This is a genomic window from Ralstonia condita (genome assembly GCF_958405655.1).
In the GTDB taxonomy this organism is placed as follows: Bacteria; Pseudomonadota; Gammaproteobacteria; order Burkholderiales; family Burkholderiaceae; genus Ralstonia; species Ralstonia condita.
Genome location: NZ_CATYWO010000003.1, coordinates 285,955 through 310,029, shown reverse-complemented (window position 1 = coordinate 310,029; position 24,075 = coordinate 285,955). Strand labels below are relative to the sequence as shown.

Below are 24,075 nucleotides of genomic sequence, written 5' to 3'. Positions count from 1 at the left end.
GCCGTCTTACTTCTTCCGGTTCTTCTTTTCAGGCGGGGCAAGCATCGTGCCACGGCACTTCTTGGCGCCGCAGCGGCATGCAAACTGCTCCTTCAGCGCCTTGGTCTGGCGACCTTCGATGACGAGACCGTAGTCATAGAAGAGCTCTTCGCCGGGTTTGATATCGCGCAGCGCGTGAATGAACACGCGGCCATCCTCCTCGCGCGCTTCGCAGTTCGGCTTGCAGGCATGGTTGATCCAGCGCGCGCGGTTGCCGCCGTGTTTGGCGTCGATCACGCTGCCATCTTCCAGGCTGAAATAGAACGTGTGGTTCGGGTCGGACGGGTCGTGCGGATGACGGCGCAGCGCCTCTTTCCACGAGATGTGCTCGCCCTTGTACTCAATGATCTTCTTGCCCTTGGCGATCGGTGCAACGGCGTAGACGCCCCGCCCGTGCACGCCGGACTCGCGCACCTCGATCCGATCGCGGCGGCGCACCTTGGCCGGCGCTTCCGGCACGGGCGACAGGTCAGCCAGAACAGATTTGGCATCGGGGGACAAGCGTGTCATGGGCGTCTGAAACCAGGCAGGGAACGTCGATCAACGAAGCCGTGAGCCTACACCAAAAGCATGGCGTCCCGACACGTCTGCGGCGCGGCGAACGGCCCTGCAATGTGGATAACCTGGCGCTGCGCTGTGGATAACCACCGGCAAAGCATGTGGGCTGACTGTGGCTCCCCTGTCGACGGTGTGGGCACAACTGAACCGGTCCCGAACGGGGGGTTCGGCGAAACCCGCAAGTCATCCACGTCGGGGCACACGCTGTACCAGCGGTTTTGCTTGCGACAAACCACTGAATGCAAAGCGTTTTTTGAGGTTATCCACAGAAACTGTCCACCGTTATCTACTACTACTATCTGTATACATAAAGAAAAAGGTAAACCCGTCAATCGACATGCGTCGATCCCATTGACGAACGTGCCAGGCAAGCAAGACACGGCACGTCACCCCCTCTATCGATGTGATGGGATCACCTCGCAACGCAAGCGCCATGCGGGTTTGCGGAACCTGCGCTCCATGTGTCGTTACAAAGCTCACGTGCCGGTGCAGATCGCATGCCGGTATCATGTCGCCCTTGGAGCCATCCCCCGGAGGCTCTGATGTGTGTTTTATCTACTCTTGAAGGGAGTCAAGCAATGACGAAAACCGAACTGATCGACGCCATCGCCAGCGGCGTAGACGGTCTGACCAAGGCCAAGGCCGAGCAGGCACTGAACGTGACGCTGCAAGCCATCATGGAATCCGTTGGCAAGGGCGATGCGGTCAGCCTCATCGGCTTTGGTACCTTCAGCCAGGGCGAGCGCGCCGAACGGATGGCCCGCAACCCGCGCACCGGTGAAGAGATCAAGGTCGAAGCTGCCAAGACGGTCAAGTTCAAGGCCGGTCAGAAGTTCAAGGACGCTGTCAACGCCTGAGTTGATCACAACCGTGGCGTGACCGATTCCCCTGGTCATCGCCAACGACGTGGCATGCCTCTGCATGCGTGAACTGCCCGCAGCACGGGCGTACCACGTCGGACGGCCTGTCTCCCCGTCAGGCCATCCCTTTCCCATCCGCCATGTTCCGCCGCTTACAGCGCGTTCTGCGTGTTGTTCTTCCGGTTGTCTTCATCGCCCCGGTCTTCTGGATGGCGGGCTGCACGACACCCCCTGCGCGGCCGCAAGCCGAACCGCTGCCCGACAACGAGGTCGTGCAGACAACGCCCGGCGCCACACCGCGTCAGAAGATGATCGAGATCGCGCTGACCGAATGGGACCGCTGGGGGCGGCAGGTGGTGCGCGTTGGCCGTGACGATACGTATTGCGTCGCCGGTGGTGGCTTCCCCGACCAACCGCAAGGCCAATGGCTGGCCAGCGACAATTCCGTTGCGGCGCCATCGGACGATGAGTCCGGCGCCGATATGCCGCTGCCCAAATCCGATGCAGCCACCTCCGCATCGCCGTCAGCACCGTGCCTGCGTTACCCGGACGGCAGCGGCGGCGAAGCCACCGCGCGCGGCTGCATGCTGGCCAGGCGCTATTGGGCCATCGTCGGCAAGACGCCAACCTGCCAGCAACTGACCACCGGCGGCTGGGCGTGGTCCGCCGTGTTCATCTCGTGGATCATGCGCAAGGCCGGGCTGCAGAATGACCAGTTCCTGACGGGCGCAACGCATGCAGACTATGTGACCGATGCGCGCGATCACATCCTCAAGCATCCTGCCTTTGTGCTTGAACGCACGCCGGCAGTACCGCGCCCCGGCGACCTCATCTGTACTGCCCGCGGTGCCGATCGCTTCATGTCCGACCCGGCCGAGATCCGGGCAGGCGTGACGCCAATGCACTGCGACCTGGTCGTCGAAATGGACCCCGTGCGCCATGAGGTCAGATCCATCGGCGGTAACGTGCAGCAATCCGCCTCAATGAGCATCACGGAACTCAACGATGCCAACCAGATCGACCCTTACACGAATTCGGTCATGCAGTGGCTGGTGATCCTGCGTAACCAGTTGCCCTAGCGGGGCACGGCTGGTATGACGATCGATGACCGGGGCGCTCGCGCAAATGACGGCGGGTTTCCAGCGCTGACTCGCATCATCGATCGCATCGATTCTTTCTTCTGAGCCTGACTCCATGACACGCATCTGCATCGTTGGCGCCGGAGCGGTTGGCGGCTACCTGGGCGCGAAGCTGGCACTGACCGGTCAACCGATCAACGTGTTCGCACGCGGTGCGACGCTCCAGGCATTGCAGACCGAAGGACTGCGCCTGACAGAAGACGGTGTCACGCGCAGCGTGTCCGTTGACGCGCGCGACGACGCGCATGCGCTCGGCGTGCAGGACGTGGTCATCGTTGCGGTAAAGGCTCCTGCGATGGACAGCGTTGCCAGTGCCATCGGGCCGCTCATCGGGCCAGACACCCGCGTGGTGCTGGCCATGAACGGGGTGCCCTGGTGGTTCTTTGATCGGCCCGGACCGCTGGAAGGTTTGCGCTTGCGATCGGTAGACCCGCGTGGCCGCATTGCGCAGTCGATCCCGACAAAGCATGTGCTGGGTTGCGTGGTGCATCTGACGTGTTCGACCTGTGCGCCTGGACACGTGCTCCACGGGTTCGGCAAGCGCTTGATTCTCGGAGAACCCTCGGGTGGCCGCTCGCCACGGCTTGAAGCCATCCGTGCGCTGCTGGAGCGCGCTGGCCTGCAAGTTGAACAAAGCGAAGCGATTCAACGTGACATCTGGTTCAAGCTGTGGGGCAACATGACGATGAACCCGGTGTCGGTACTGACGGGTGCAACGTGCGATCGCATCCTGGATGACCCGCAGGTGGCGGCGTTCTGTCTGGCCATCATGGAAGAAGCGAAGGCGATCGGCGAGCGCATCGGCTGCCCGATTGCGCAGAGTGGAGAAGAGCGCAGCGCGGTGACACGGCAACTCGGGGCGTTCAAGACATCGATGCTTCAGGATGCCGAAGCTGGGCGTGGTCCGCTGGAGATCGACGCGCTGGTGGCGTCGGTGCGGGAGATCGGGCAGCACGTGGGTGCGCCAACACCGCAGATGGATGCCCTGCTGGGTCTGGTGCGTTTGCATGCCCAGACCCGCGGGCTTTATTGAAGCGGCAGGGCGGAATTACTGATAGGTGAGCGTAAAGGTGGCACTACCGTTCGCAACGCCCGGCGTGACGCTGCTGTCCGTCTGCACGTAGCGCGCCTTGAGCGGAATGGAATAAGTGCCCTCTGCATCGGTTGTCTGCCACTTGAAGTTTTTCGCCAGCTCGACGGGCTTATCGTCATAGAGCATTTGTATCGCAACGCCCGTGGCACTCGAGGCTTCCGAGTCCAGTTTCAGCATCCCTTGAGATGCGTCATATGCCGTGCCATCCAATTTCAGATTGATGCTGGCGCCCTTCGGGCACGTCAGCGGAATGCTGAAGGCTCGATCGCGAAAACTGGGTTGCGCTGTCCCCGGACCCTTGAACGTGCTGACAGGTACATTGCCCATCGGAACATTGATTGCCGCACTGCCCAACGTGCACGACAGCTTTTCCACTGCGACGGAGCCAATGCTGAACTGGGATTCCTTCTGCCACGTGCTCTGGTTGTTCTTCAAGATGAAGGCGCCGATCAGTTTGCCCGTTCCCGTGCTCGATTCTGTCTTGTAAAAATTGATCAGCGCCTTGTGCTGCATGGGTTGTGTGCTGAATATCCCGTTGACCGCACAATAGAGACGATGATTTGGATTGTCGACGTTGGTTCCGTTGACCCACCGTTCCAGGCCGGCACCGCATCCATTCACAATCCCAACGCCGACGGCATAGCCAATCCCGTCAATGTTGGTTTTCCAAACGCGCTTGCCGTCGAAGTCGCCAACGTAGGTGCCAAATCCCTTGATGCCGACTTCCTGGTACGTCAACCCAGGCGCTTCGTTGGTGCACTTGAAGGACGTCACCACATCGGAAACCACCTGCGCAATGAGGCCACCGACCGGGAGGTCGCGCTGTACCGAGAGCGTTTGCGGTTGGATCGTGGTGCTCGTCGTGACCGTGGTGCAGGTGTAGGCAAAAGCGCCCTTTGCAGCGGTTAGCATGAGGCCCGCTGCCAGCCTTGCGCTCCACGCACGCATGTGTCGCTCCGTTCGTTTTTGTCGGGCAACATAAAAACACATCGTGCAATTCCTGTAGATAGGAATCGTCTCATTCTGAAAATGGTGGACGTGCCGATGTGCAGGACTCCCGTCGCGAGCCCGCTAGTGTGCGCAAAACGTACGGAGTCGATTGACAAACGCGATCCATCGCCAGGACGGCGAGGATCGCGCAAGCAGAACAGCCGGAAGAAAAATGACGGAGATGCTTACGGCGCCAATGCGGGGTGCTTCAGCGCATGCGCCGTTTCGATCCACTGCTGGTGGTACGCCGCATCGTCGCGTTTGAGGCCAAGCTCGCCGTTCTGATACGCCATCGCCAACGCCTGCACGGCTTCTGGCAATTCGTGTTCAGCGGCGTCCTGGTACAGCGCCAGCGCGCGGGCTTCATCGCGCGGCACGCCATCACCGTCACGATACGCATTGGCCAGCATGAACATCGCGGCCGGAATCTCGTGACGCGCGGCACGATCAAACCAGTGCGCGGCCTGCGCCGTGTCGATAGCTGTGCCGTAGCCGCTGCGATACATCACGCCCAAGTAGTACGCGGCTGCAGCATCGCCCTTGTCGGCAGATTGGCGCAGCAGGCGCAGCGCACGCGGATAGTCGCGCTCTACACCACCGGTACCCAGCAGCAGCGCCTTGCCCAGCGACAACTGCGCGCGCGCATCGCTCGGTGCAGCGGTTTCCAGCCAGCGCATCCCTTCGTTACGCAAGGCGCTGTCGTGCGCGCCGAGCAAGGCTTCGCCTAACGCGGCTTGCGCCGGCACTGAACCGCTGCGCGCGAGCTGACGCAACCGCTGCAGCGCTTCTGGCTCCATCGCTTGCACGACCATCGCGCGCCACGACTCCAGTTGAGTGGCATCCACGGCCGGCGCCTGGCGTGCGTGCGACAGCCAACCGCCGGCCATCACGACAATCGCGAGCGCGGCAGCCACGGTCAGCATCGGCACCGACTGGCGCGCAGACTCCATCGCCGGTGCACCCGCCCATGCGGAACGAAGAGAAGGCATGGCGTGGTCCTCTTACTGCGTCAGGTCGATCTGATACACCGCGAGGCCCTTGCCCGAGCCGTCATCCGCGGCCACCTGCGTGACGTTGGTGATGCCGGCGGCCGTGGCACTGGCCAGCTTGTTGGGCGCCGACGTGAACTGCACCTGCGCCACCGAGCTCGCCAGCTTCGTGAAGCGCCAGCTGCGCTGCGAGCCGTTGGTGGCGCGCTTCACGCTGCCGATCTTCTTGATGTAGCTGATGAGCACGTCACGGTTGGCATCGGGCGACGCATAGATCGTCTTGCTGCCGTCCAGGCCCGGGAAATTGCCGCCGCCGCTTGCACGGTAGTTATTGGTCGCCACGATGAACTGGCCTGCGGGGTCGAGCGCCACGCCCTTGTACATCAGGTTCTTGATGCGGCTGCCGACCGGTTGCGTGACGTCAATCTCATACGTCAGGTCCGGCGTGGTGAACATGTCGAAGTTGTAGCCCGGGAATGTGCTCACCAGCTTCTGCACCGTCGCTTGCGTCGGGTCGATGGTGTTAAAGCGCTTGGCCGCCGTTTCCAGCCAGTTCTTGATGTCGGAGCCCGCCACCTTCACCGCGTAGACCGTGTTCGGATACAGGTACAGGTCAGCCGCGTTGTTGATCGCCAGCGGGCCGGCCGCCACGTCGGTGAAATCTGTCCCACCACCAAAACCGCTCTTGAACGGTGCGCTCACCGACAGCACCGGCAGCGACGCGTATTGCGGCAGGTTTGCCTGGACGTAGTCCGACACATACTGGGCCTGCGCCTGGTTGACGATTTCGATCGCGCCGGGGTCGCCCACGTCGGCGAAGTACGTGCTCATGTTGAAGTCGGTGCTGCCCACCGGCGTCTTCACGTAGTTGATCGTCGCCTGGTGTTCGGTGGCGATGGCAGCCGAGACCGTCGGGTCAGCGGCCACGTAGGTCTTGTCAGCGTTCTGGATCGAGCGCGCTTCCACCGTGGTCTGCGTCTTGTCGACAGCCCAGTTCGTACCGTTGAACGTCAGGCCGAGCTTGATGACGCCCAGATGCTTGCCCCAGTAGTTCGCCATCACGGTCGGCACGCCATTCACGGTGCCTGCCACCTTGTCCACGCCCGGCAGGTTGAACTGGCTCACGGTGCTCTTCGCATCCGGGAAGAGCTGGTGCGAGTGGCCGATCAACATGGCATCGATGCCCGGTACGGTGGACAGCCACCAGCTGCCGTTTTCCATCGTCGGCGAGTACGTCGAGTTATCCAGCCCGCCGTGCGAAATCGCCACCACCAGATCGGCGCCCTTCGCGCGCATTTCCGGGATGTACTTGGCGGCGGTCTCCTTGATGCCGACGGTGTAGACCTTGCCGTCAAGCCAGCGCTTGTCCCAGCTCGTGATGGTGGGCGGCGTAAAGCTGATGATGCCGACCTTGACGGGCGCGCTGATGTTGCTGCCATCCGGCGCCGTGGCCGTCACCGTCTTGGTGATGATCGTGTACGGCTGGAACAGCGGCGCATTCGTCTTGGCACTGATTACGTTGGCCAGCACCTGCGGGAAGTTCGGGCCCGCGCATTTCTTCTGCGTGGCCGGATCGGGCAGGCCATCGACGTTGAACGTATTGCCCGTAACTTGCGACAGATACGGCAGGCCGTAGTTGAACTCGTGGTTGCCGATGCCGCCGCCGTCGTACTTGGCCGCGTTCATCACCTTGTAGATCGCCAGCGTCTGGTCGCAGGTGATCGGATTCACCATTGCCTGGTAATCGGAAAGCGCGGTGCCCTGGATGGTGTCGCCGTTATCCAGCAGCAGCGTGTTCGGGAACTGCGCGCGCGCCTGGTTGATGAGCGTCGCCACGCGCTCGAAGCCGAACGAATTGTCGGCCGCGAGCTTGAAATAGTCGTACGACAGCACGTTCGTGTGCAGGTCGGTTGTCTCAAGTACGGCCAGCGTGGCTGTGGTACCAACGGGGGCTACGCTGCCGCTGGATGGGCTGCCGTCGCCGCCACCGCAGGCAGCCAGCGACAACGACAAAAACGCAGCAAACGGCAACGCCGCCGAGCTCAACGGTCGGATTCGCATCAACTTCTCCCTGAAAATCGTTTTTGGTATGGGAACTACAGACTGCGGACTACGAACTGCCGAGGCGCGCGCGCGATCGTTTGCGCAACACGAGAGAACTGCTGGCTGGGCCGCGGGGGCTCAGAACCTGCGAGTATCGGGAGGGAGCGTGACGGAGCCGTGACCGGCGAATGACAAGTTCGTGTGAACCTTCTGCGCCGAGACGCGCGCCCCTTGCAGATCTCGGCCCGATGGACGAGTCGGCGCACCAAAAAATCCGGGACGTTTCGTCAACAACGTTAGAATGAGCCCATTTTTCCGCGTAGCCGTTCTATGTCCCAGAAGAAAGCGCCGCTGTTCGAGATCCGCAGCGGCACCGTCGATGCCCTGCTGCTGTCGCCGCGCACCGCCGACGTGGACGCCTTGGCCGCCGAACTCACGCGACGCTTTGCCGACACGCCGGAGTTTTTCTCCAACGACGTGATCGCCATCGATGTCCGCCGCCTGGCCGAAGACGAGCGCCTGCCCATCGATCGTTTGGTGGAGACCCTGACCGCGCTGCGTGCCCGCGCGATCGGCGTGGTGGCCAGCCCCGAGCAGGCCGAGTGGGCCCAGGCCTTTGGCCTGCCACTGCTCGACAGCCACGGCCGCCGCCCGCGCGGTGAGAAGGACGGCAAGGACGCACAGGATGCGCCCGAACACGCCCAAGCCGCAGAAGCACCTGCCCCTGCTCCCGCCGTTCCCGCCGCCGATGCCGTAGCCATGCAGCCCGGCACGATGATCGTCGATCGCCCCCTGCGTTCGGGCCAGCGCATCTATGCGCGTGGCGACCTCGTCGTGCTCGACCTGGTGAGCGACGGCGCCGAGGTGATCGCCGAGGGCAACATCTACATCTATGCCTCGCTGCGCGGCCGCGCGCTGGCAGGCGTGAAGGGCAACCTGGACGCGCGCATCTTCTGCACGTGCCTGGAGCCTCAACTGATTTCCATCGCCGGCATCTACCGCACCGGCGAAACCCCGTGGCCCGACGCCTACGCCAGCAAGCCTGCGCAGGTCCGGCTCGCGGACAACACGCTGGTTTTCGAACCGTTGCGGATGAAGTGACGCACCCCGTGCGCCGAGCGATTTAACTTTTCGATATACGAGCCATGACCAAGATCATCGTAGTCACCTCCGGCAAGGGCGGCGTCGGCAAGACGACCACCAGTGCGGCGTTCTCTGCCGGCCTTGCGCTGCGCGGCCACAAGACCGCCGTCATCGACTTCGACGTCGGCCTGCGCAACCTCGACCTCATCATGGGCTGCGAGCGCCGCGTCGTGTATGACCTGATCAACGTGATCCACGGTGAGGCCAACCTGAACCAGGCCCTCATCAAGGACAAGAAGTGCGAAAACCTCTTCATTCTCCCGGCCTCGCAGACGCGCGACAAAGATGCGCTTACGCGTGAAGGCGTCGAGAAGGTGATCGAAGGCCTGAAGGAAATGGGCTTCGAATACATCGTCTGCGATTCGCCGGCCGGTATCGAATCGGGCGCGCTGATGGCGATGTACTTTGCCGACGAGGCCATCGTGGTGACGAACCCGGAAGTGTCTTCGGTGCGTGACTCCGATCGCATCCTGGGCATCCTGTCGTCCAAGTCGCGGCGCGCGGTGGAAGGCAAGGAGCCGATCAAGGAACACCTGCTGCTCACCCGCTACAACCCGAAGCGCGTATCCGAAGGCGAGATGCTGTCGCTGAGCGACATTCAGGAAATCCTGCGCATCAAGCTGATCGGCGTGATTCCGGAATCGGAAGCCGTGCTGCAGGCATCCAACCAGGGCCTGCCCGCCATCCACCTGGAGGGCACGGACGTGGCCAACGCCTACCACGACGTGATCGACCGTTTCCTGGGCAAGGAGAAGGAACTCCGTTACGTCGAATACAACAAGCCCGGTTTTCTGCAGCGCCTGTTCGGCGGCGGCAAGTAAGGAGACGCCTCAATGTCGATTCTGTCTTTCCTGCTGGGCGAGAAGAAGAAGACTGCAAGCGTTGCCAAGGAACGCCTGCAGATCATCCTCGCCCATGAACGCACCGGCGGCGGTGCTCCGGCCGACTACCTGCCCGCATTGCAACGCGAGCTGGTGGCGGTGATCTCCAAATACGTGAAGATCGGCAACGACGACATCAAGGTCAACCTCGAGCGCCAGGACAACCTGGAAGTGCTGGAGGTGAAGATCGAGATTCCGCAGGCCTGACCCTCGGCCTGCGTCGTTACCTCACGCGAATGATGCGGCCCGCCGGTGTGTCCGGCGCGGCTGGCATCGGCCCCACATAGGCGGCTCTTGGGCGGATCAACTGCCCTGCCGCGCGCTGCTCAAGCGCGTGTGCAATCCACCCTGCCGTACGCCCCGCTGCAAACAGGCCAAAGCCGGCACCTTCCGGCAGCGCCAGCACACGCCGGGTGGCCACCAGCGCGAAATCCACCGATGGCCCATCGCCCGTTAGCCCGGCCACGGCATCCATCACGGTTTGCAGCCGCTTGCGCACCGCGCTCGTCTTCGGCAACTGCGCCAGGATCGCATCCGCGCGCGGGTCGGCCTGGCGATACAGCGGGTGGCCAAAGCCTGGCAGCGTATCGCCGCGATCCAGCCGTCGGCGCAATGCCGTTGTCACGGAGCGCTCCCCTTCCAGCTCGTCCAGTAACGCCTCCACACGCGCCGTGGTGCCGCCATGCCGGCCACCGGTGAGCGCGGCCAGCCCGGCGCTGACCACGGCGCCCAGGCTGGCGCCGGTCGATGCGACCACGCGCGCCGCAAAGCTCGAGGCATTGAGTTCGTGATCGGCGCACAGCACCAAGGCGACGCGGATGGCCTGGGCGGCGTGCGCGTCAACATTCCATGCCTGCTGGCATTGCAGGTGTACGGGTGCGGTATCTGGCTTGCGGCCGAGCATGGCGGCAAACACAACGCGCAGCAGCGCGCCGGCATCGCGCGCCGTGCGAGCAGCGTCCTGCCGCCACGCGGCCTCGTCCAGCGCCGGCAAGGCAAGCGCGCAGAGCGCCATGCAGCGTTGGCGGATGTCTGCGTCTGCCAGCGACGTGAGCGCCGCGTACCAGCTCTTCGGTAACACCGGCGCGGGCGCGTTGAACGCGGATGCTTCTTCGCACTGCCACAGCCGCGCCGCCACGGTTTCCAGCGTGGCGTGTTTGGCCAATTCCAAGGCGGGCATGCCGCGGTAGAACAACTGCCCGTGATCGATGAGCGTGATGGCCGATTCCATGACGGGCAGGCCCCAGTCCAGCGCATGGCGCACCACCTGGCGCGGGCGCCGTCCACCGGAACGCTGATCGGCCAGCCGTGCCACATCGGCCTCGCGGTAGCGGCTGCCGCGTCCGTCGGGCGACGGGTACGCCGCGAGCAGCCCGCGGCTCACATAGGCGTACAGCGTTGGGCGCGAGACGCGCAGGCGCTCGGCAGCTTCGGCGGCATTGAGGTAAGTGGTCATCAGGCCGGATGCGGTGGGCGGCAATCGAGGTTGATCAGTCTAGTCAATGTTGACGCTATCGGCCGCACAGGACTGTAATGGGCGCACCTCGCTCGCGGAGCCCCGCCATGCCGTCACCCGTTGCTGATGTGGTTGATCCTTCCATGCAGACTGTCAGCGCCACAAGTGCACTCGGCCAGTTGTGGACCGTGCTCGGTCAGCCGGCCGATGTGCTGTCGCGCGCCACGCTCACGGGCGCCGAGCCGGCGCTGCCGTCGTCGTTTGCGGTGGGCACACTGGCGCAGAGCACCATTGCCGCCGCTGCACTGGCGGCCGCGCAGGTCGACACGTTGCGCAGCGGGCGGCAGCAGACCGTATCGGTCGACATGCACCACGCCGCGCTGGAATTTCGCTCCGAGCGTTACTTCCGTGTTGATGGCCAGTTACCGCCCGAACCGTGGGACAAGATCGCTGGGCTCTATCGCTGCGGTGATGGCCGCTGGGTGCGCCTGCACACCAACTTTGCGCATCACCGCGACGGTGTGCTGAAGCTGCTCGGCTGCGCGTATGACCGGGCCGCTGTAGCCACCGCGTTGAACCAATGGCAGGCCGAAGCGTTTGAAGAGGCGGCCGCGCAGGCGGGCATGGTCGTCACTGCCGCGCGCACGTTTGAAGAGTGGGACGCGCACCCGCAAGGCATTGCCGTGGCGGGCCAGCCGCTGATGACGATCGAACGCATTGGCGATGCGCCATCGCGGCCGCTTCCTGCGCATGCCGACGGGCGTCCGCTCTCGGGCGTGCGTGTGCTGGACCTCACGCGCGTGATTGCGGGGCCCGTCTGCGGCCGGACGCTGGCCGCGCATGGGGCGGATGTGCTGCTCGTTACGGCGCCGCATCTGCCCGCCATCCCACCGCTGGTGATCGACACCGGCCGTGGCAAGCGCTCTGCGCAGCTCGACTTGCGCGATGCGGCCGGTGCCGACCAACTCCGCACGCTGCTGCGCGATGCCGATATCTTCGTGCAGGGCTATCGGCCCGGTGGCTTGGCGGCGCTGCAATTTGGTCCGGAGCAGGTTGCCGCGCTGCGCCCCGGCATCGTCTACGTCAGCCTGTGCGCGTACGGCTATGACGGCCCTTGGGCCAATCGCCGAGGCTTCGATTCGCTCGTGCAGACCGCCAGCGGGTTCAACTGGGCGGAAACGCAGGCTGCCGGTGACGCCAAGCCGCACCCGTTGCCCGCGCAGGCACTGGACCACGGCGCGGGCTACCTGATGGCCGCCGGTGCCATGACGGCGCTTGCACGTCGCATGACGGAGGGCGGTAGCTGGCACGTGCGAGTGTCGCTCGCGCAGACGGCGCACTGGCTGCGCGGCTTGGGTCGTCTCGATCGTGGCTTCGATGCGGCCGACCCGCACTACGAAGACATCGGTGCGTACCTCGAAACGGCGCCATCGGGCTTCGGCACGCTCACGGCCTTGCGCCACGCCGGACAGCTGTCCGATACCCCACCGCGCTGGACGCTGCCCGCCGTGCCGCTGGGGACGCACGCCGCGCGGTGGTAGGATTCGCGCCTATCCGTTCTTCCGCGCGCGCCTGCGCTCTCAGGCGCACATGGCCCGCCGATGCTCAGTTACCGTCACGCCTTCCACGCCGGCAATCACGCCGATGTCCTCAAGCACGCCGTGCTTGTGCAGATGCTCGATTACCTCACGCAGAAGGACAAGCCGTTCTGGTACATCGACACGCACGCCGGTGCCGGCCTCTACGCGCTGGACCACGAATGGGCGCAGAAGAAGGCCGAATTCGATACCGGCATTGGGCCGCTGTGGCGCGCGGCTGCCAACGGCGAGACGCTGCCCCCGCTGCTCGACGCGTATCTCGACCAGGTGCGAGAGCTGAACCCGAACGGGCAACTGCGACACTACCCCGGCTCGCCGTGGCTGGCGTGGCAGATGCTGCGCGATGCCGACCGCCTGCGCCTGTTCGAGCTGCACAGCACCGAGATCAAGGTGCTGTCGAACAACTTCCGCGGCGCCGGTCGCAAGGTCATGCTCTACGACGGCGACGGCTTTGCCGGCATCAAGGCGATCCTGCCGCCGCCGCCGCGCCGCGCCGTGGTGCTGATCGATCCCTCGTTCGAAGACAAGCAGGACTACGCACGCACCGTGCAGGCCCTGCAGGATGGCCTCCAGCGGTTCCCGACCGGCATGTACGCAGTCTGGTATCCACAGGTGCAGCGGCGCGAATCGGTGCAGTTACCGGTGCGCCTGAAGCAACTGGGGCTGACCGACTGGGTGCACGTGACGCTGACCGTCAAGCAACCCGTGGCCGGCGGGCTGGGCCTGCACGGCAGCGGCATGTTCGTCGTCAACCCGCCGTGGACGCTCAAGGCGCAACTGCAGGAAGCGATGCCCACGCTCGTGCGCCTGCTCGCCCAGGACAACGGCGCGCGGTTCACGCTCGAGGGCGAATCGAGCTGACGTGCCGTGACGGCGCCTGCCGGCCATGTCACCCCCTTGCCACATGCCGGTGTTACCTAGACGGGCGTACAGTTTGACCGTGCCGCCCGCGAGCGGCACGCCGATCGGCAGGAGCAGGACACCATGAGCGAACGCGACGCGCAGCGGCAGGCCCGTCTGCAGGAAGACCTCCTCGACACGCTTGACGAGGAGCTGGAAATGGAAATCGACGACCGCCTCGCGGAGGGCGAGGCGGCCATCAGCCAGGAAGCGCGCGATACGCGGCGCATGTACTTCCGCGAGCTGTTCCGCCTGCAGGGTGAACTGGTCAAGCTGCAGGACTGGGTGATCGAGACCGGCCATCGGCTGGTGGTGATCTTTGAAGGGCGCGACGCCGCCGGCAAGGGTGGCGCCATCAAGCGCATCACGCAGCGCCTGAACCCACGCGTCTGCCGCGTCGCTGCGCTGCCCGCGCCCACCAACCGTGAACGTACGCAGTGGTACTTCCAGCGCTACGTGGCCCATCTGCCCGCTGCCGGCGAGATCGTCCTGTTCGACCGCAGCTGGTACAACCGCGCGGGCGTCGAGCGCGTGATGGGCTTCTGCACCGACGAGGAATACGAAGAATTCTTCCGCTCCGTGCCGGAGTTCGAAAAGATGCTCGTGCGCTCCGGCATCCAGATCGTCAAATACTGGTTCTCGGTGACGGACGAGGCGCAGGAGGTGCGATTCCAGAGCCGCATCGACGACCCGCTCAAGCAATGGAAGCTCAGCCCGATGGATCTGGAAAGTCGGCGCCGCTGGGAAGACTACACACGCGTCAAGGAGGCGATGCTCGAGCGCTCGCACATCCCCGAATCGCCGTGGTGGGTGGTGCTGGCCGATGACAAGAAGCGCGCCCGCCTGAACTGCATCCACCATCTGCTTGGCCAGGTGCCGTATCACCCGGTACCGCATCCGCCCGTCGTGCTGCCCGAGCGAGTGCACCACGCGGAGTACATCCGTCACCCGGTCCCGGAATCCATGATCGTCCCGAACCGCTACTGAGCGATTCGGAAGCGGCCCGCGGAAGTCGGGCTAGAACGTCGCCCGCACCTCGAAGCCCGGCGGCATCGCTTCGTCATCGGCGCTGAACACGTCGAGCTGCGTGACCAGCGCACTGTCCGGGCCTTCCCACATCCATTCGCGCATGCGCAGCACCACGGTTTCCGGGCCCGCCAGGAAGGCTTCGACCGCGCCATCGCTGCGATTGCGCACCCAGCCGCGCAGCCCGAGCGCCCGTGCGCGGCTCGCGCACGCAGCACGGTAGCCGACGCCCTGCACGCGGCCCTGTACGGTGACGATCACTTGACAGAGGACGGCCATGGCGGCTCCGGGCAATCGGCGGGCAATGTGTTGGGCAAATCATGACAGGCCGGCGTTGTCGCATCTCTGTCACATTTCTGGAATGTGACGCCGTCAGACTGACAACCGCAAGGCGAGGTGTGACGCTATGCAGGGTAAACTAGGCGGCTTACCGCCGGGTGCCAAGCAACGCTTGCGAAAGTGTTTCTCCCAGCCCATGCACGCCACGTGACGCGCCGATTTTTTGCCCGCGCGATTTCCGTCAGCGATTTCCGTCCCGGTTATCCACAATGCAGCAGAACGACAACGAAACCACCTTCCGGGGCCGCTTTGGTAACAGCCTGGGCGTCAATTTCGGCCACCTGTTGACGGCGCCGCCCAACCGGTTCGACCTGGCCCTGCTGCCGATCATTCTGGCTGCCATCGTGCTCGTGGCGTATGCCGCCAAGCAGATGAACGTGCCCTACACGCCCGGCGAGCCGCTGGACGTGAGTCTCGACGTCGCCGAGCTGCCCTATTACCTGCTGCGCACCAGCATCCGCATGCTGCTGGCGCTGGGGGCGTCGCTGGTGTTTTCGTTTGCATTCGCGGCCATTGCCTCCAAGAACCGCACGGCCGAGAAGGTGATGGTGCCGGCGCTGGACATCCTGCAGTCGATTCCGGTGCTCGGTTTCCTGTCGATTACCGTCACGGGCTTCATTGCATTGTTTCCGGGCAGCCTGGTCGGCGTGGAATGCGCAGCCATCTTCGCCATCTTCACGTCGCAGGCGTGGAACATGGCGTTTTCGCTCTATCAATCGTTTCGGACCATCCCGACCGACCTGGAAGAGGCGGCCACGGTGTTCCGCCTGTCCAAGTGGCAGCGCTTCTGGCGGCTGGAAGTGCCCTTCGCCATGCCGGGCCTGCTGTGGAACATGATGATGTCGATGTCGGGCGGCTGGTTCTTCGTGGTGGCCTCGGAAGCCATCTCGGTGTCGGGCCACGACATCAAGCTGCCGGGCATCGGTTCGTATATCTCCCTGGCGATCCAGCATCAGAACCTGCCGGCCATCGGCTGGGCCATCCTGGCCATGCTGATCGGCATCCTGCTGTACGACCAGTTGCTGTTCCGCCCGCTGATTGCCTGGGCAGACCGTTTTCGTTTCGATGCGATGTCTTCCGAGCGGGAGCCGCAATCGTGGCTGCTGGACCTGCTGCGCCGCTCCGAATGGGTCAAGGCCCTGCTCGACCGCACCGCCGCGCTGGCGGAGCGGACGTTGGCCTGGGGCGCCGAGCGGACGCGGCCAACCGCCAGCGGCGGCCACAGCTTTGCACGGTTCCCGTGGTCGCACCGCGTGGCGGATGTCATCATCGTCCTGGCCGCCCTGGTGGCGGTCGCGCAGGTGCTGCAGTTCGTGCGCTCGGAGGTGGGCTGGGCCGAGGTGGGTCACGTGTTCTGGCTGGGCTGCCTGACCATGGTGCGGGTGATCCTGCTGATTGCGCTGGCTGCGCTGGTATGGGTGCCGATCGGCATCCGCATCGGCCTGAATCCGAACGTGGCGCGCATCGCTCAGCCGGTGGCGCAATTCCTGGCGGCGTTTCCGGCCAACCTGATGTTCCCGCTGGCGGTGATGCTCATCGCGCGCTTTGCGCTCAACCCCGAGATCTGGCTGAGCCCGCTGATGATCTTCGGTACCCAGTGGTACATCCTGTTCAACGTGATTGCCGGTGCGTCGGGCATCCCGACCGAGCTCAAGCTCGCCGCCCGCAATTTCGGCCTGCGGGGCTGGCTGATGTGGAAGCGGTTCCTGATTCCGGCGGTGTTCCCGAACCTGCTGACGGGTCTGGTGACGGCCGCCGGCGGTTCCTGGAATGCCAGCATCGTGTCTGAATACGTGTCATGGGGCGACCGCACGCTGGTGGCCACGGGGCTGGGCAGCTACATCGCCGAGATGACGGCCAAGGGCGATTTCCCGCGCATCGCACTCGGCATTGCCGTGATGAGCCTCTTTGTGGTTGGCTTTAACCGGCTGCTCTGGAACCGCCTATACGACATCGCGCAAGAGCGCACCCGCCTCTAAGGCGACGACTATTTTCAGCAGAGAACACACCATGGCCACCAACGCCGAATCCGTCATCGAGCTGCGCGGCGTCTCGAAAATCTTCCGCACCGCAGACCACACCGACCGTGCCGTGCTCGAAGGCGTGGACCTCAACCTGCGCGAGGGCGAGATCGTTGCCATGCTTGGCAAATCAGGCTCGGGCAAATCGACGCTGCTGCGCATCATGGCAGGCCTGGTGCGTGCCGACCGTGGCCAGGTGCTGTTCCGCGGGCGCGAATACACCGGCCCCGTGCAGGGCATCGCGATGGTGTTCCAGTCGTTCGCCCTGTTTCCGTGGCTGACCGTGCAGCAGAACGTGGAGCTGGGCCTGGAAGCGCAAGGCGTGGGCAAGGCCGAGCGCGAAGAACGTGCCGAGCAGGCCATCGACCTGATCGGCCTGTCGGGCTTCAACAGCGCCCTCCCGCGCGAGCTTTCCGGCGGCATGCGCCAGCGCGTGGGCATTGCGCGTGCGCTCGTCACCGAGCCGGACCTGCTGCTGATGGACGAGGCATTCTCCGCGCTGGACGTGCTCACCGGCGAGAACCTGCGCGACGAAATGCTCGACCTGTGGGAAGACCGCCGCACCAACATCAAGGCCATCCTGATCGTCTCGCACAACATCGAAGAGGCGGTGATGATGGCGGACCGCATCGTCATCCTGTCGAGCGATCCCGGGCGCATCCGCGCCGAGGTGCGCGTGCCGTTCCCGCGCCCGCGCAACCGTGATTCGGCCGCCGTGCGCAACCTGATCGACGAGGTCTATGGCCTGATGACCTCGCCCGAGCGCGTGGGCATCTATGTGGGCGCAGAACCTGCCGCGCAGCAGCTCGCCTACCGCCTGCCCGAGGCGGAAATCGGCCAGATGGAGGCCATTCTCGACCTGCTGGTCGAAGCCCCTTTCAACGGCCGCGCCGACCTGCCGCACCTGGCCGAAGAAGCCGGCGTGACCGACGACGATCTGCTACCCGCCTGCGAGGCGCTGGCCCTGCTGCAGCTCGCCACCATCGAGCGCGGCGACATCATCGTCACCCCGTTCGGCAAGACCTACATGGAAACCGAGCCGCCCGAGCGCAAGGTGCTGTTCGGCCAGAAGCTGCTGGAGCGCGTGGCACTGGCCGCCCACATCCGTGCGGAGCTCGACGCCAATGAGGATGGCGAGATCCGCGAAGAGCAGGTCCTGCGCGAGCTGGAGGCCTACCTGAAGGCCGAGGAAGCCGAGCGCGTGCTCAAGATCGGCATTGAATGGGGCCGGTATGGCGAGGTGTATGAGTACGTGTACAACACCGGCATGCTGACGCTGCCGCGTGAAGAGCGCGAAGAGCGTGAAGCCGAGGGCGGCGCGGACGGATCGGCCTGATCGCCTGGCCGGCCCGCGCGGCGGGCGCTGCACCAGACACAAGGCCCGCCTCCAGAGCGGGCCTTGTCACATCCGGCTCGTGTGCCAGGATCGAGAGGCGCGGCGGCTGCGACAACCGCGGCGCGAGCAGCACGAAAAAAAACCCCGCATGGCGGGGTTTCTTCTATGCGGACCAGAGCGATCAGACAGCTTCGATCTTGGTCGCGACCGGGCCCTTCTGGCCTACGCCGGTGACGTAGCGAACCTTCTGTCCCTCTTGCAGGGACTTGAACCCGCTGCCCTGCACTTCAGAGAAGTGCGCGAACAGGTCGCTGCCGCCTGCGTCAGGGGAGATGAAGCCGAAGCCCTTGGAGTCGTTGAACCACTTAACTGTGCCGGTTTCCATGTTGGATATCCTCAAAAGTTCTGCATGAGCCTTGTGCTCAGCAGGCACGACAATCAAGGAAGAAACATGGAGCAAAGGAGGCGCCGCTTGGTGTGGCACCCCAGAACATCGGAGTCACTGCTTGAAGATCCTGCGGGACGGGTTCTACAGGCTTTGTGACACCGTGTCAACGAATTACGAAAAAAAGTCGGGGCAGCAGTCCATTCACATGACCTTCCAGGCGCTTCGTCGCCCGGCTCGTGGCGCTCAGGTGGCGCATGAGCCGCAGCGCCTGCGCGCCGGGAAAGGACGGCCGTCGAGGCTTGACTGCGTTGAGGCTCGCAAAGGGGTGCACGGTGCCAACGCCGGGATTCGACGGCGAGGCAGCCGCATGCGGAAGCTGTTACCATACGCGGTCTTTACCCGTTCATCGAAATGATCGGGTCGGGTGCCGAACACGCAATCGCTACATTCCATCGGCTACCCGTCGGGCGTACACCCGAATCTGCCTGGGCCACGCAGCCCATGACCATCCAGACCGGCGGCCTGTCCGCTCCGTACCCGGCATGCATGTACTCGGCATGCCAGCCTACGCAAGTCCGGTCACCTCGCCGCCAATCACTCGCGCCCTGCCTGGTTGCATGACGCGCAGACATTGGCCTCATCCATCGTGACGTACCTCATTGGCAGGAAGCGGCATGCATACCCGCGCCAGACCTGCGTTGAGCGATCGCCCGAAACATTGCAGCGTATTGAATCAAGCCAACTCCCCGTACACGGTCTCCGTGTACCCGATTGAACAAGAACCAGGCGTCTGGTTTCCCACCTACCTCATCAGTGAGTACCGCGACGGCATGGAGCACATCCTTGCCAACGTCTCGATGCGCACCGACGTACATCGCACCGAAGCGCTCGCAAGGCATGCCGGCCGGCACGCCGGAAGCATGGCCATCGCGCGCCTGCGCCGCCGCCATCCTGGCGCCCGCACCCCATCACATCATGCGGCCCACAGTGCCGCGAAAGGAGTCCAACGTGGCTAAAGAAGAACTCGTGGAATTTGGCGGCCAGGTCGCAGAAGTACTGCCGGACAACCGCTTTCGCGTGGTCCTGGAGAATGGCGCCCAGATCTGGGCCTATTCATCGGGCCGCATGAAGAAACACCGTATCCGCATCCTCGCGGGCGATCGGGTCACGCTGGAGATGTCGCCCTATGACCTGACGAAGGGCCGGATCAACTATCGCCACAAGAACTGAACCTGCAACCTGTCTGGCGCGGCACAACCGCGATTCAACGAAGAGGAGTCCACCATGTCTGTTTGCGACGAATGGGAAGAATTGCACCTGACCCCCGAAGGGTGGAAGGACGGAAGCTACCGGCACGAGCCTGGCGCCCCTGTCATCGTCTCTGCCCCGGCCGATGAAGTGCTGACGGTGCGTCGGCACGTGGCTGCGGTCTATGGCGGGCCGTCTCGCGTCACGGAAGACCGCACGCCGCGCACGGACGACATGGGCCAGATCGAGCAGTTGCTGCTCAAGTTCGGTGCCCCTGTCTTCGGCGTGTAGCCTGCAGGCAGTACAACGGATCGAACCTCCACCCCGACCCACGCGCGCCGGCCTTCGTGGCCCTAGCGCTGCGCAGCGGGTCTGCATCCTTTGAGAGAAACCGCGGCATGACACTCTGTCCGCCCTGCCTTGCCATCGAAGTCCAGCAGCGCGGCGCGCCCGGCCACGCGTTGCTGAGAATCACCGACACGCAACGCATCAAGTCATCCACCGGGCTTGCTGTCACGGTCAGCACGTTCACCTGCCCCACCTGCGGCGCACGCTGGATCTACCGCGACGAGAAGAATGTGGATAACCAGGGCTGGTCGCTTGAGCAGTAGGCACGACCGATCCGCCGCATCTTCGACACACCCCGAAAGGCACGCCGCCACTGCCGGTTCCCGGGATGGACAACGCCTTGCTGGTTCGCTAGTCTTCTGCGCTTCAATCGGGGCCTTGAGTAGCGCTTTGACAAGGCGTCGGGGGCGTGCAAAGCAACATTTTCCAGGATGGCAACACCATGCATAGCCAATCCCAGCGCCCCTCGGGCGCCCTGACTACCTTCTTGCGGCTGTTTTCTGCGTTGCCCCTGCCGGTGGTTCATGGGTTCGGCCGTGTGCTCGGTCTGCTGATCTATGCGGTCCCGGGCGGATATCGCCGACACCTCCAGCGCAACGCCGCGCAGGCCGGCTTCCACGAGCCGCGCTTTGCGCGACAGGCAGCCGCAGAAACCGGCGCGATGATGAGCGAACTGGCGCGCGTCTGGTTTCAGAGCGCGGCCTGCATGGACCAGGTGATCTGCGAGGATTGGGCCGTGATCGAGCAAGCCCTGGCCGAGCGCAAGGGCCTCATCATGCTCACCCCGCACCTGGGCTGCTTCGAGCTGGCCGCGCGCTATGCGGCACAACGCATTCCCTTGACGGTGATGTTCCGCCCGCACCGCAAGGCGATGCTGCGCAGCGTGCTCGATACCGTGCGCGCCACATCGAACCTGACGACCGTGCCGGCAACATCCCAGGGCGTGCGCGCGTTCGTGCGCGCGCTGCGACGCGGCGAGGCGATCGGCCTGCTGCCCGACCAGGCGCCGAAGGGTGACGGCGTATGGGTGCCCTTCTTTGGCCGCGCCGCATACACCATGACCCTGCCGGGCAAGCTGGCCTCGCAGACGAATGCCGCGCTGATCATCGCCGCTGGCGAGCGACTGCCCGGCGGCCGCGGCTGGCGCATGCACGTCAAGCGCCTGACCGGGCCGCTTCCCGACACCGCGGAAGCCCAGGCGGCCTGGATCAATGCGGAAATGGAAGAGATGATCCACCGTTTTCCGCAGCAGTATCTGTGGGGCTACAACCGCTACAAGGTGCCGACGGGCGCATCGGCAGCACCGTCCGACGCGGTGTGAGCGCGCGCCGCCTCTGCGCCAGGCACACGCGGTGCGCTATTGCGCCGGCTTGTCGCTACGGGCCTTCAGATTGGCTCGCAGGGGCTCGCTCATGGGCATGCGCAGGTTCGCACCGGCGGGAGGAATCGGCGATTCAAACCACTTCTTGTAGAGCGCCGTGAATTCTCCCGACTGCATGAGCCGTGTGATGGTGCCATCCACCAGCTTCTTGAACGCCGCGTCGCCTTTGCGCACCATGCAGGCGTAGGGTTCCACCTGCAAGGTGTCGCCCACGATTTCCAGCGATGCGGGATGGGCCGAATTGGCGCGCATGCCGAACAGCAGCACGTCGTCCAGCGCCAATGCAGCGGCCTGCCCGTTCTCGACGAGCTGCAGCGCATCCGCATAGTCTTTGCCGAAGACAAACCGGACATCGATGTGGTGGTCGGCAGCGTACTTTCGCAGCACCTTCTCGTTCGTACTGCCGGCCGTGCTGGCCACGGTCTTCCCCGACAGGTCGGCATAGCCCTGGATGCCGGAATCCCGCCTGGTCAGCAGGCGTGTTCCCGCGTAGAAGACATTGATGGAAAACGCCACTTCCTTGCCGCGCGCGCTGGTGTTGGTGGTCGATCCGCATTCCAGGTCGTAGGTGCCGTCCACCAGCAGCGGGATGCGGTTCTGTCCCGTCACGGGAATGGCATCAACCTTGAGAGACGGCTTCTTCAGCTGGTGTCGCACATCGTCAACGATGGCCTGCGTCAGGTCGACGGAGAAGCCCACTGCCTTGTGCGGGCCGAGCAGGTAGCTGAACGGAACCGCCGCCTCGCGATACCCCACCGTGATCTTGTCCGCCGCCGCAACCTTTTCCAGCGTTTGCGCGTGGACACCCGTCGGTACGAGTGGAAGCCCGGCCAGGATCAGTGCCGATGCGATCGTGCAAATCGTCTTCATTGTCGTCTCCATGGAAGCTTCCCGCGCGCCCTGGCGGCATGGGGTTGCCGCAGGTCCATGAAGTGACTCTATGCAGGCTGTGAGACCGGTCATTGACTCACATCAACGCGTGCGAGACGAGGCATCCAACGGGCGAGCGCCTAGGCCAGCAGCGACAGCGCGTCTGCCAGCGAGAGCACCGTCGTGCGCGATGCGAATGCCGTCGAGAACAGGTGATCGTGCACGATCGGATCGGGGTCGTAGCAGCAGTCTTTGACGGTGAACAGGCGGAAGTCCGCATCGCTGGCGTGCGCCACCGAGGACAGCACCACGCCGGTCGATGCAATGCCCACCAGGATCAGCGTGTCGATTCCCTGCGCGGAGAGCCGCACCTGCAGGTCGGTACCGAAGAACACGCTGGCACGGTGCGCGATGATCAGCGGTTCCGTGGCTTGCCGGCCCAGTTCGGGCGAGACCTGGTCGTCGACAAACAGCCCCAGGCGCTTGATGCCCTGCCCGTTCCGGTTCAACGGACTGACCTCGGGGTAGCCGGGGCTGAAGTGGATCTTGGCGAAGTAGACGCTGACGCCCTTGGCCCGCGCTGCGTCGCACAGCTCGCGGGTGTTCGAGAGCAGCGTGGGCGCAACCGACGGAAACAGCGCGAGGATGTCGGTCTGGTAATGCATGACCACCACGGCGGTCTGTGCGGGAACAATCGACGCGATCTGCGGGGTGACATCGTTTGCGTTTGCGTTGGCGTTGCGGGTTCCCTTTGCGCTGTCGTCAGGAGTCATCGGATCGGGGTGGATCGATGTTGGCCACAGAGCCGGCATGATCGCGCATTTCCGTATCCGGCACGGCACGCCCCGATGTGCCGAACGCGCTTGTCCGCCCGTGCCAGCCTCGGCGCGATCGCGAGCCCTATGGTAGGTTCGCGGCATGAGCTTTGATGACATCCATCGACGGTGGTGCATGGGCGGCACCCATGCGCCGTTGCGGAGGGCGACGCACTGTGACTGATGCAAAACATGGCGCTCGAAGCACACACCTGGCTGAGAAACTGGCCATCAGCCAGGCATTGCGCCAGAGCGTGCCGGCAGAGGCCCGGCCCGCCCCGGTCAGCAGAAAGGACTGGCTGCGGCAGAGAAAAGCGCAATTGCAGGAGGCCCGCGCGGCTGCCAAGCAGCGGCGCGACCTGCTGCGTGCCGAAATCCTGTCGGCTGCGCACGATGTTGCCCGCGAGGAGCGGGTGGCCGCTCGGCTGGAAGCGGAGCGCCTGAAGGCAGAGGCCCGGGCCATGAGCCTCCACGCAAAAGAAGATGCGCGCGCCGCCGCCAAGTTCGAGCGCAATCAATCCGGCCGTTCCACGCCAAAACGGAAAACGCTGGGCCCCGGTAAGCGCAAGCTCGTCTCCTACGCGGAGCTGCTCCGCATGCGCGGCTGATCCGCT

At 64.4% G+C, this 24,075-nt stretch carries 26 protein-coding genes; 17 read left to right on the top strand and 9 right to left on the bottom strand.

All coding sequences use genetic code 11. The annotated features are described in order from the left end of the window. Nucleotides 1-6: 6 nt before the first annotated feature. Nucleotides 7-549, bottom strand: a complete 543-nt coding sequence (locus R2N03_RS13170) for an SET domain-containing protein (RefSeq protein WP_316658093.1) — start codon at nt 547-549, stop codon at nt 7-9. Between the two features lie 626 nt (nt 550-1,175). Between R2N03_RS13170 and R2N03_RS13165 the strand changes: the two genes are divergently transcribed. From R2N03_RS13165 to R2N03_RS13155, 3 genes are all read left to right on the top strand, one after another. Then, nucleotides 1,176-1,454: an HU family DNA-binding protein gene (locus R2N03_RS13165; RefSeq protein WP_004628548.1), complete on the top strand. Its 279-nt coding sequence runs from the start codon at nt 1,176-1,178 to the stop codon at nt 1,452-1,454. Nucleotides 1,455-1,597: 143 nt separating this feature from the next. Further along, complete coding sequence (locus tag R2N03_RS13160) at nt 1,598-2,536, top strand: DUF2272 domain-containing protein (protein ID WP_316658091.1); 939 nt, start codon at nt 1,598-1,600, stop codon at nt 2,534-2,536. 115 nt (nt 2,537-2,651) lie between these two features. After that, on the top strand, nt 2,652-3,629 hold the full coding sequence (locus R2N03_RS13155; protein WP_316658090.1) for a 2-dehydropantoate 2-reductase: 978 nt from the start codon (nt 2,652-2,654) through the stop codon (nt 3,627-3,629). Nucleotides 3,630-3,644: 15 nt separating this feature from the next. On the opposite strand, the gene R2N03_RS13150 is transcribed toward R2N03_RS13155, so the two are convergent. The 3 genes from R2N03_RS13150 to R2N03_RS13140 all read right to left on the bottom strand — a co-directional run bounded on the left by R2N03_RS13150 (nt 3,645) and on the right by R2N03_RS13140 (nt 7,729). Continuing rightward, complete coding sequence (locus R2N03_RS13150; protein ID WP_316658089.1) at nt 3,645-4,601, bottom strand: fimbrial protein; 957 nt, start codon at nt 4,599-4,601, stop codon at nt 3,645-3,647. A gap of 263 nt (nt 4,602-4,864) precedes the next feature. Continuing rightward, complete coding sequence (locus tag R2N03_RS13145) at nt 4,865-5,668, bottom strand: tetratricopeptide repeat protein (protein ID WP_316658088.1); 804 nt, start codon at nt 5,666-5,668, stop codon at nt 4,865-4,867. 12 nt (nt 5,669-5,680) lie between these two features. Further along, nucleotides 5,681-7,729 carry a bifunctional 2',3'-cyclic-nucleotide 2'-phosphodiesterase/3'-nucleotidase gene (locus R2N03_RS13140; RefSeq protein WP_316658087.1) on the bottom strand — a complete coding sequence of 683 codons (2,049 nt, stop codon included), beginning with the start codon at nt 7,727-7,729 and terminating at the stop codon, nt 5,681-5,683. Nucleotides 7,730-8,041: 312 nt separating this feature from the next. Here R2N03_RS13140 and minC point away from each other — a divergent pair, with 312 nt between their 5' ends. Genes minC through minE form a run of 3 tightly spaced genes read left to right on the top strand, consistent with a single transcriptional unit; the run spans nt 8,042 to nt 9,942 of the window. Continuing rightward, entirely contained in the window at nt 8,042-8,812 is a 771-nt protein-coding gene (minC, locus tag R2N03_RS13135) for a septum site-determining protein MinC (RefSeq protein WP_316658086.1), read from the top strand. Between the two features lie 44 nt (nt 8,813-8,856). Next, nucleotides 8,857-9,675: a septum site-determining protein MinD gene (gene minD, locus R2N03_RS13130; protein WP_316658085.1), complete on the top strand. Its 819-nt coding sequence runs from the start codon at nt 8,857-8,859 to the stop codon at nt 9,673-9,675. Nucleotides 9,676-9,687: 12 nt separating this feature from the next. Next, nucleotides 9,688-9,942 carry a cell division topological specificity factor MinE gene (gene minE / locus R2N03_RS13125; RefSeq protein ID WP_147214336.1) on the top strand — a complete coding sequence of 85 codons (255 nt, stop codon included), beginning with the start codon at nt 9,688-9,690 and terminating at the stop codon, nt 9,940-9,942. A 16-nt stretch (nt 9,943-9,958) separates the two neighbouring features. Here the strand turns inward: minE and R2N03_RS13120 are convergent, their stop codons facing one another. Then, nucleotides 9,959-11,191 carry a citrate synthase family protein gene (locus R2N03_RS13120; RefSeq protein WP_316658084.1) on the bottom strand — a complete coding sequence of 411 codons (1,233 nt, stop codon included), beginning with the start codon at nt 11,189-11,191 and terminating at the stop codon, nt 9,959-9,961. 107 nt (nt 11,192-11,298) lie between these two features. Here R2N03_RS13120 and R2N03_RS13115 point away from each other — a divergent pair, with 107 nt between their 5' ends. From R2N03_RS13115 to ppk2, 3 genes are all read left to right on the top strand, one after another. Next, nucleotides 11,299-12,732: a CoA transferase gene (locus R2N03_RS13115; RefSeq protein ID WP_316658083.1), complete on the top strand. Its 1,434-nt coding sequence runs from the start codon at nt 11,299-11,301 to the stop codon at nt 12,730-12,732. A gap of 60 nt (nt 12,733-12,792) precedes the next feature. Then, nucleotides 12,793-13,650: a 23S rRNA (adenine(2030)-N(6))-methyltransferase RlmJ gene (locus R2N03_RS13110; RefSeq protein WP_316658082.1), complete on the top strand. Its 858-nt coding sequence runs from the start codon at nt 12,793-12,795 to the stop codon at nt 13,648-13,650. Between the two features lie 123 nt (nt 13,651-13,773). Next, on the top strand, nt 13,774-14,676 hold the full coding sequence (gene ppk2 / locus R2N03_RS13105) for a polyphosphate kinase 2 (RefSeq protein WP_316658081.1): 903 nt from the start codon (nt 13,774-13,776) through the stop codon (nt 14,674-14,676). Nucleotides 14,677-14,706: 30 nt separating this feature from the next. Here ppk2 and R2N03_RS13100 read toward each other — a convergent pair whose 3' ends face one another. Further along, complete coding sequence (locus R2N03_RS13100) at nt 14,707-14,994, bottom strand: acylphosphatase (RefSeq protein WP_316658080.1); 288 nt, start codon at nt 14,992-14,994, stop codon at nt 14,707-14,709. Between the two features lie 269 nt (nt 14,995-15,263). Here R2N03_RS13100 and R2N03_RS13095 point away from each other — a divergent pair, with 269 nt between their 5' ends. Together R2N03_RS13095 and R2N03_RS13090 are read left to right on the top strand one after the other, a co-directional pair. Beyond that, nucleotides 15,264-17,033, top strand: a complete 1,770-nt coding sequence (locus R2N03_RS13095; RefSeq protein ID WP_316658079.1) for an ABC transporter permease — start codon at nt 15,264-15,266, stop codon at nt 17,031-17,033. Between the two features lie 31 nt (nt 17,034-17,064). Then, on the top strand, nt 17,065-18,411 hold the full coding sequence (locus R2N03_RS13090; protein ID WP_316658078.1) for an ABC transporter ATP-binding protein: 1,347 nt from the start codon (nt 17,065-17,067) through the stop codon (nt 18,409-18,411). A gap of 181 nt (nt 18,412-18,592) precedes the next feature. Here the strand turns inward: R2N03_RS13090 and R2N03_RS13085 are convergent, their stop codons facing one another. Further along, on the bottom strand, nt 18,593-18,796 hold the full coding sequence (locus R2N03_RS13085) for a cold-shock protein (protein WP_316658077.1): 204 nt from the start codon (nt 18,794-18,796) through the stop codon (nt 18,593-18,595). A 677-nt stretch (nt 18,797-19,473) separates the two neighbouring features. Here R2N03_RS13085 and R2N03_RS13080 point away from each other — a divergent pair. From R2N03_RS13080 to R2N03_RS13060, 5 genes are all read left to right on the top strand, one after another. Beyond that, on the top strand, nt 19,474-19,815 hold the full coding sequence (locus R2N03_RS13080) for a hypothetical protein (protein WP_316658076.1): 342 nt from the start codon (nt 19,474-19,476) through the stop codon (nt 19,813-19,815). Continuing rightward, the gene (infA, locus tag R2N03_RS13075) at nt 19,808-20,029 is read left to right on the top strand and encodes a translation initiation factor IF-1 (protein ID WP_316658075.1); all 222 of its coding nucleotides are present in this window, start codon (nt 19,808-19,810) and stop codon (nt 20,027-20,029) included. The genes R2N03_RS13080 and infA overlap by 8 nt, the downstream gene beginning before the upstream one ends. Before the next feature lie 54 nt (nt 20,030-20,083). Beyond that, nucleotides 20,084-20,338 (top strand): translation initiation factor 1, encoded by a 255-nt coding sequence (locus R2N03_RS13070; RefSeq protein WP_316658074.1) that lies wholly within the window; start codon nt 20,084-20,086, stop codon nt 20,336-20,338. A gap of 107 nt (nt 20,339-20,445) precedes the next feature. Then, nucleotides 20,446-20,658 (top strand): hypothetical protein, encoded by a 213-nt coding sequence (locus tag R2N03_RS13065; RefSeq protein ID WP_316658073.1) that lies wholly within the window; start codon nt 20,446-20,448, stop codon nt 20,656-20,658. Nucleotides 20,659-20,837: 179 nt separating this feature from the next. Continuing rightward, on the top strand, nt 20,838-21,716 hold the full coding sequence (locus tag R2N03_RS13060) for a lysophospholipid acyltransferase family protein (protein WP_316658072.1): 879 nt from the start codon (nt 20,838-20,840) through the stop codon (nt 21,714-21,716). 36 nt (nt 21,717-21,752) lie between these two features. On the opposite strand, the gene R2N03_RS13055 is transcribed toward R2N03_RS13060, so the two are convergent. Together R2N03_RS13055 and R2N03_RS13050 are read right to left on the bottom strand one after the other, a co-directional pair. After that, nucleotides 21,753-22,646 carry an amino acid ABC transporter substrate-binding protein gene (locus R2N03_RS13055; protein WP_316658071.1) on the bottom strand — a complete coding sequence of 298 codons (894 nt, stop codon included), beginning with the start codon at nt 22,644-22,646 and terminating at the stop codon, nt 21,753-21,755. Nucleotides 22,647-22,786: 140 nt separating this feature from the next. Continuing rightward, nucleotides 22,787-23,419: a cysteine hydrolase family protein gene (locus R2N03_RS13050; protein WP_316658197.1), complete on the bottom strand. Its 633-nt coding sequence runs from the start codon at nt 23,417-23,419 to the stop codon at nt 22,787-22,789. Between the two features lie 191 nt (nt 23,420-23,610). Between R2N03_RS13050 and R2N03_RS13045 the strand changes: the two genes are divergently transcribed. After that, nucleotides 23,611-24,069, top strand: coding sequence for a hypothetical protein (locus R2N03_RS13045; RefSeq protein ID WP_428984407.1), 459 nt, complete (start codon nt 23,611-23,613; stop codon nt 24,067-24,069). Nucleotides 24,070-24,075: the final 6 nt, after the last annotated feature.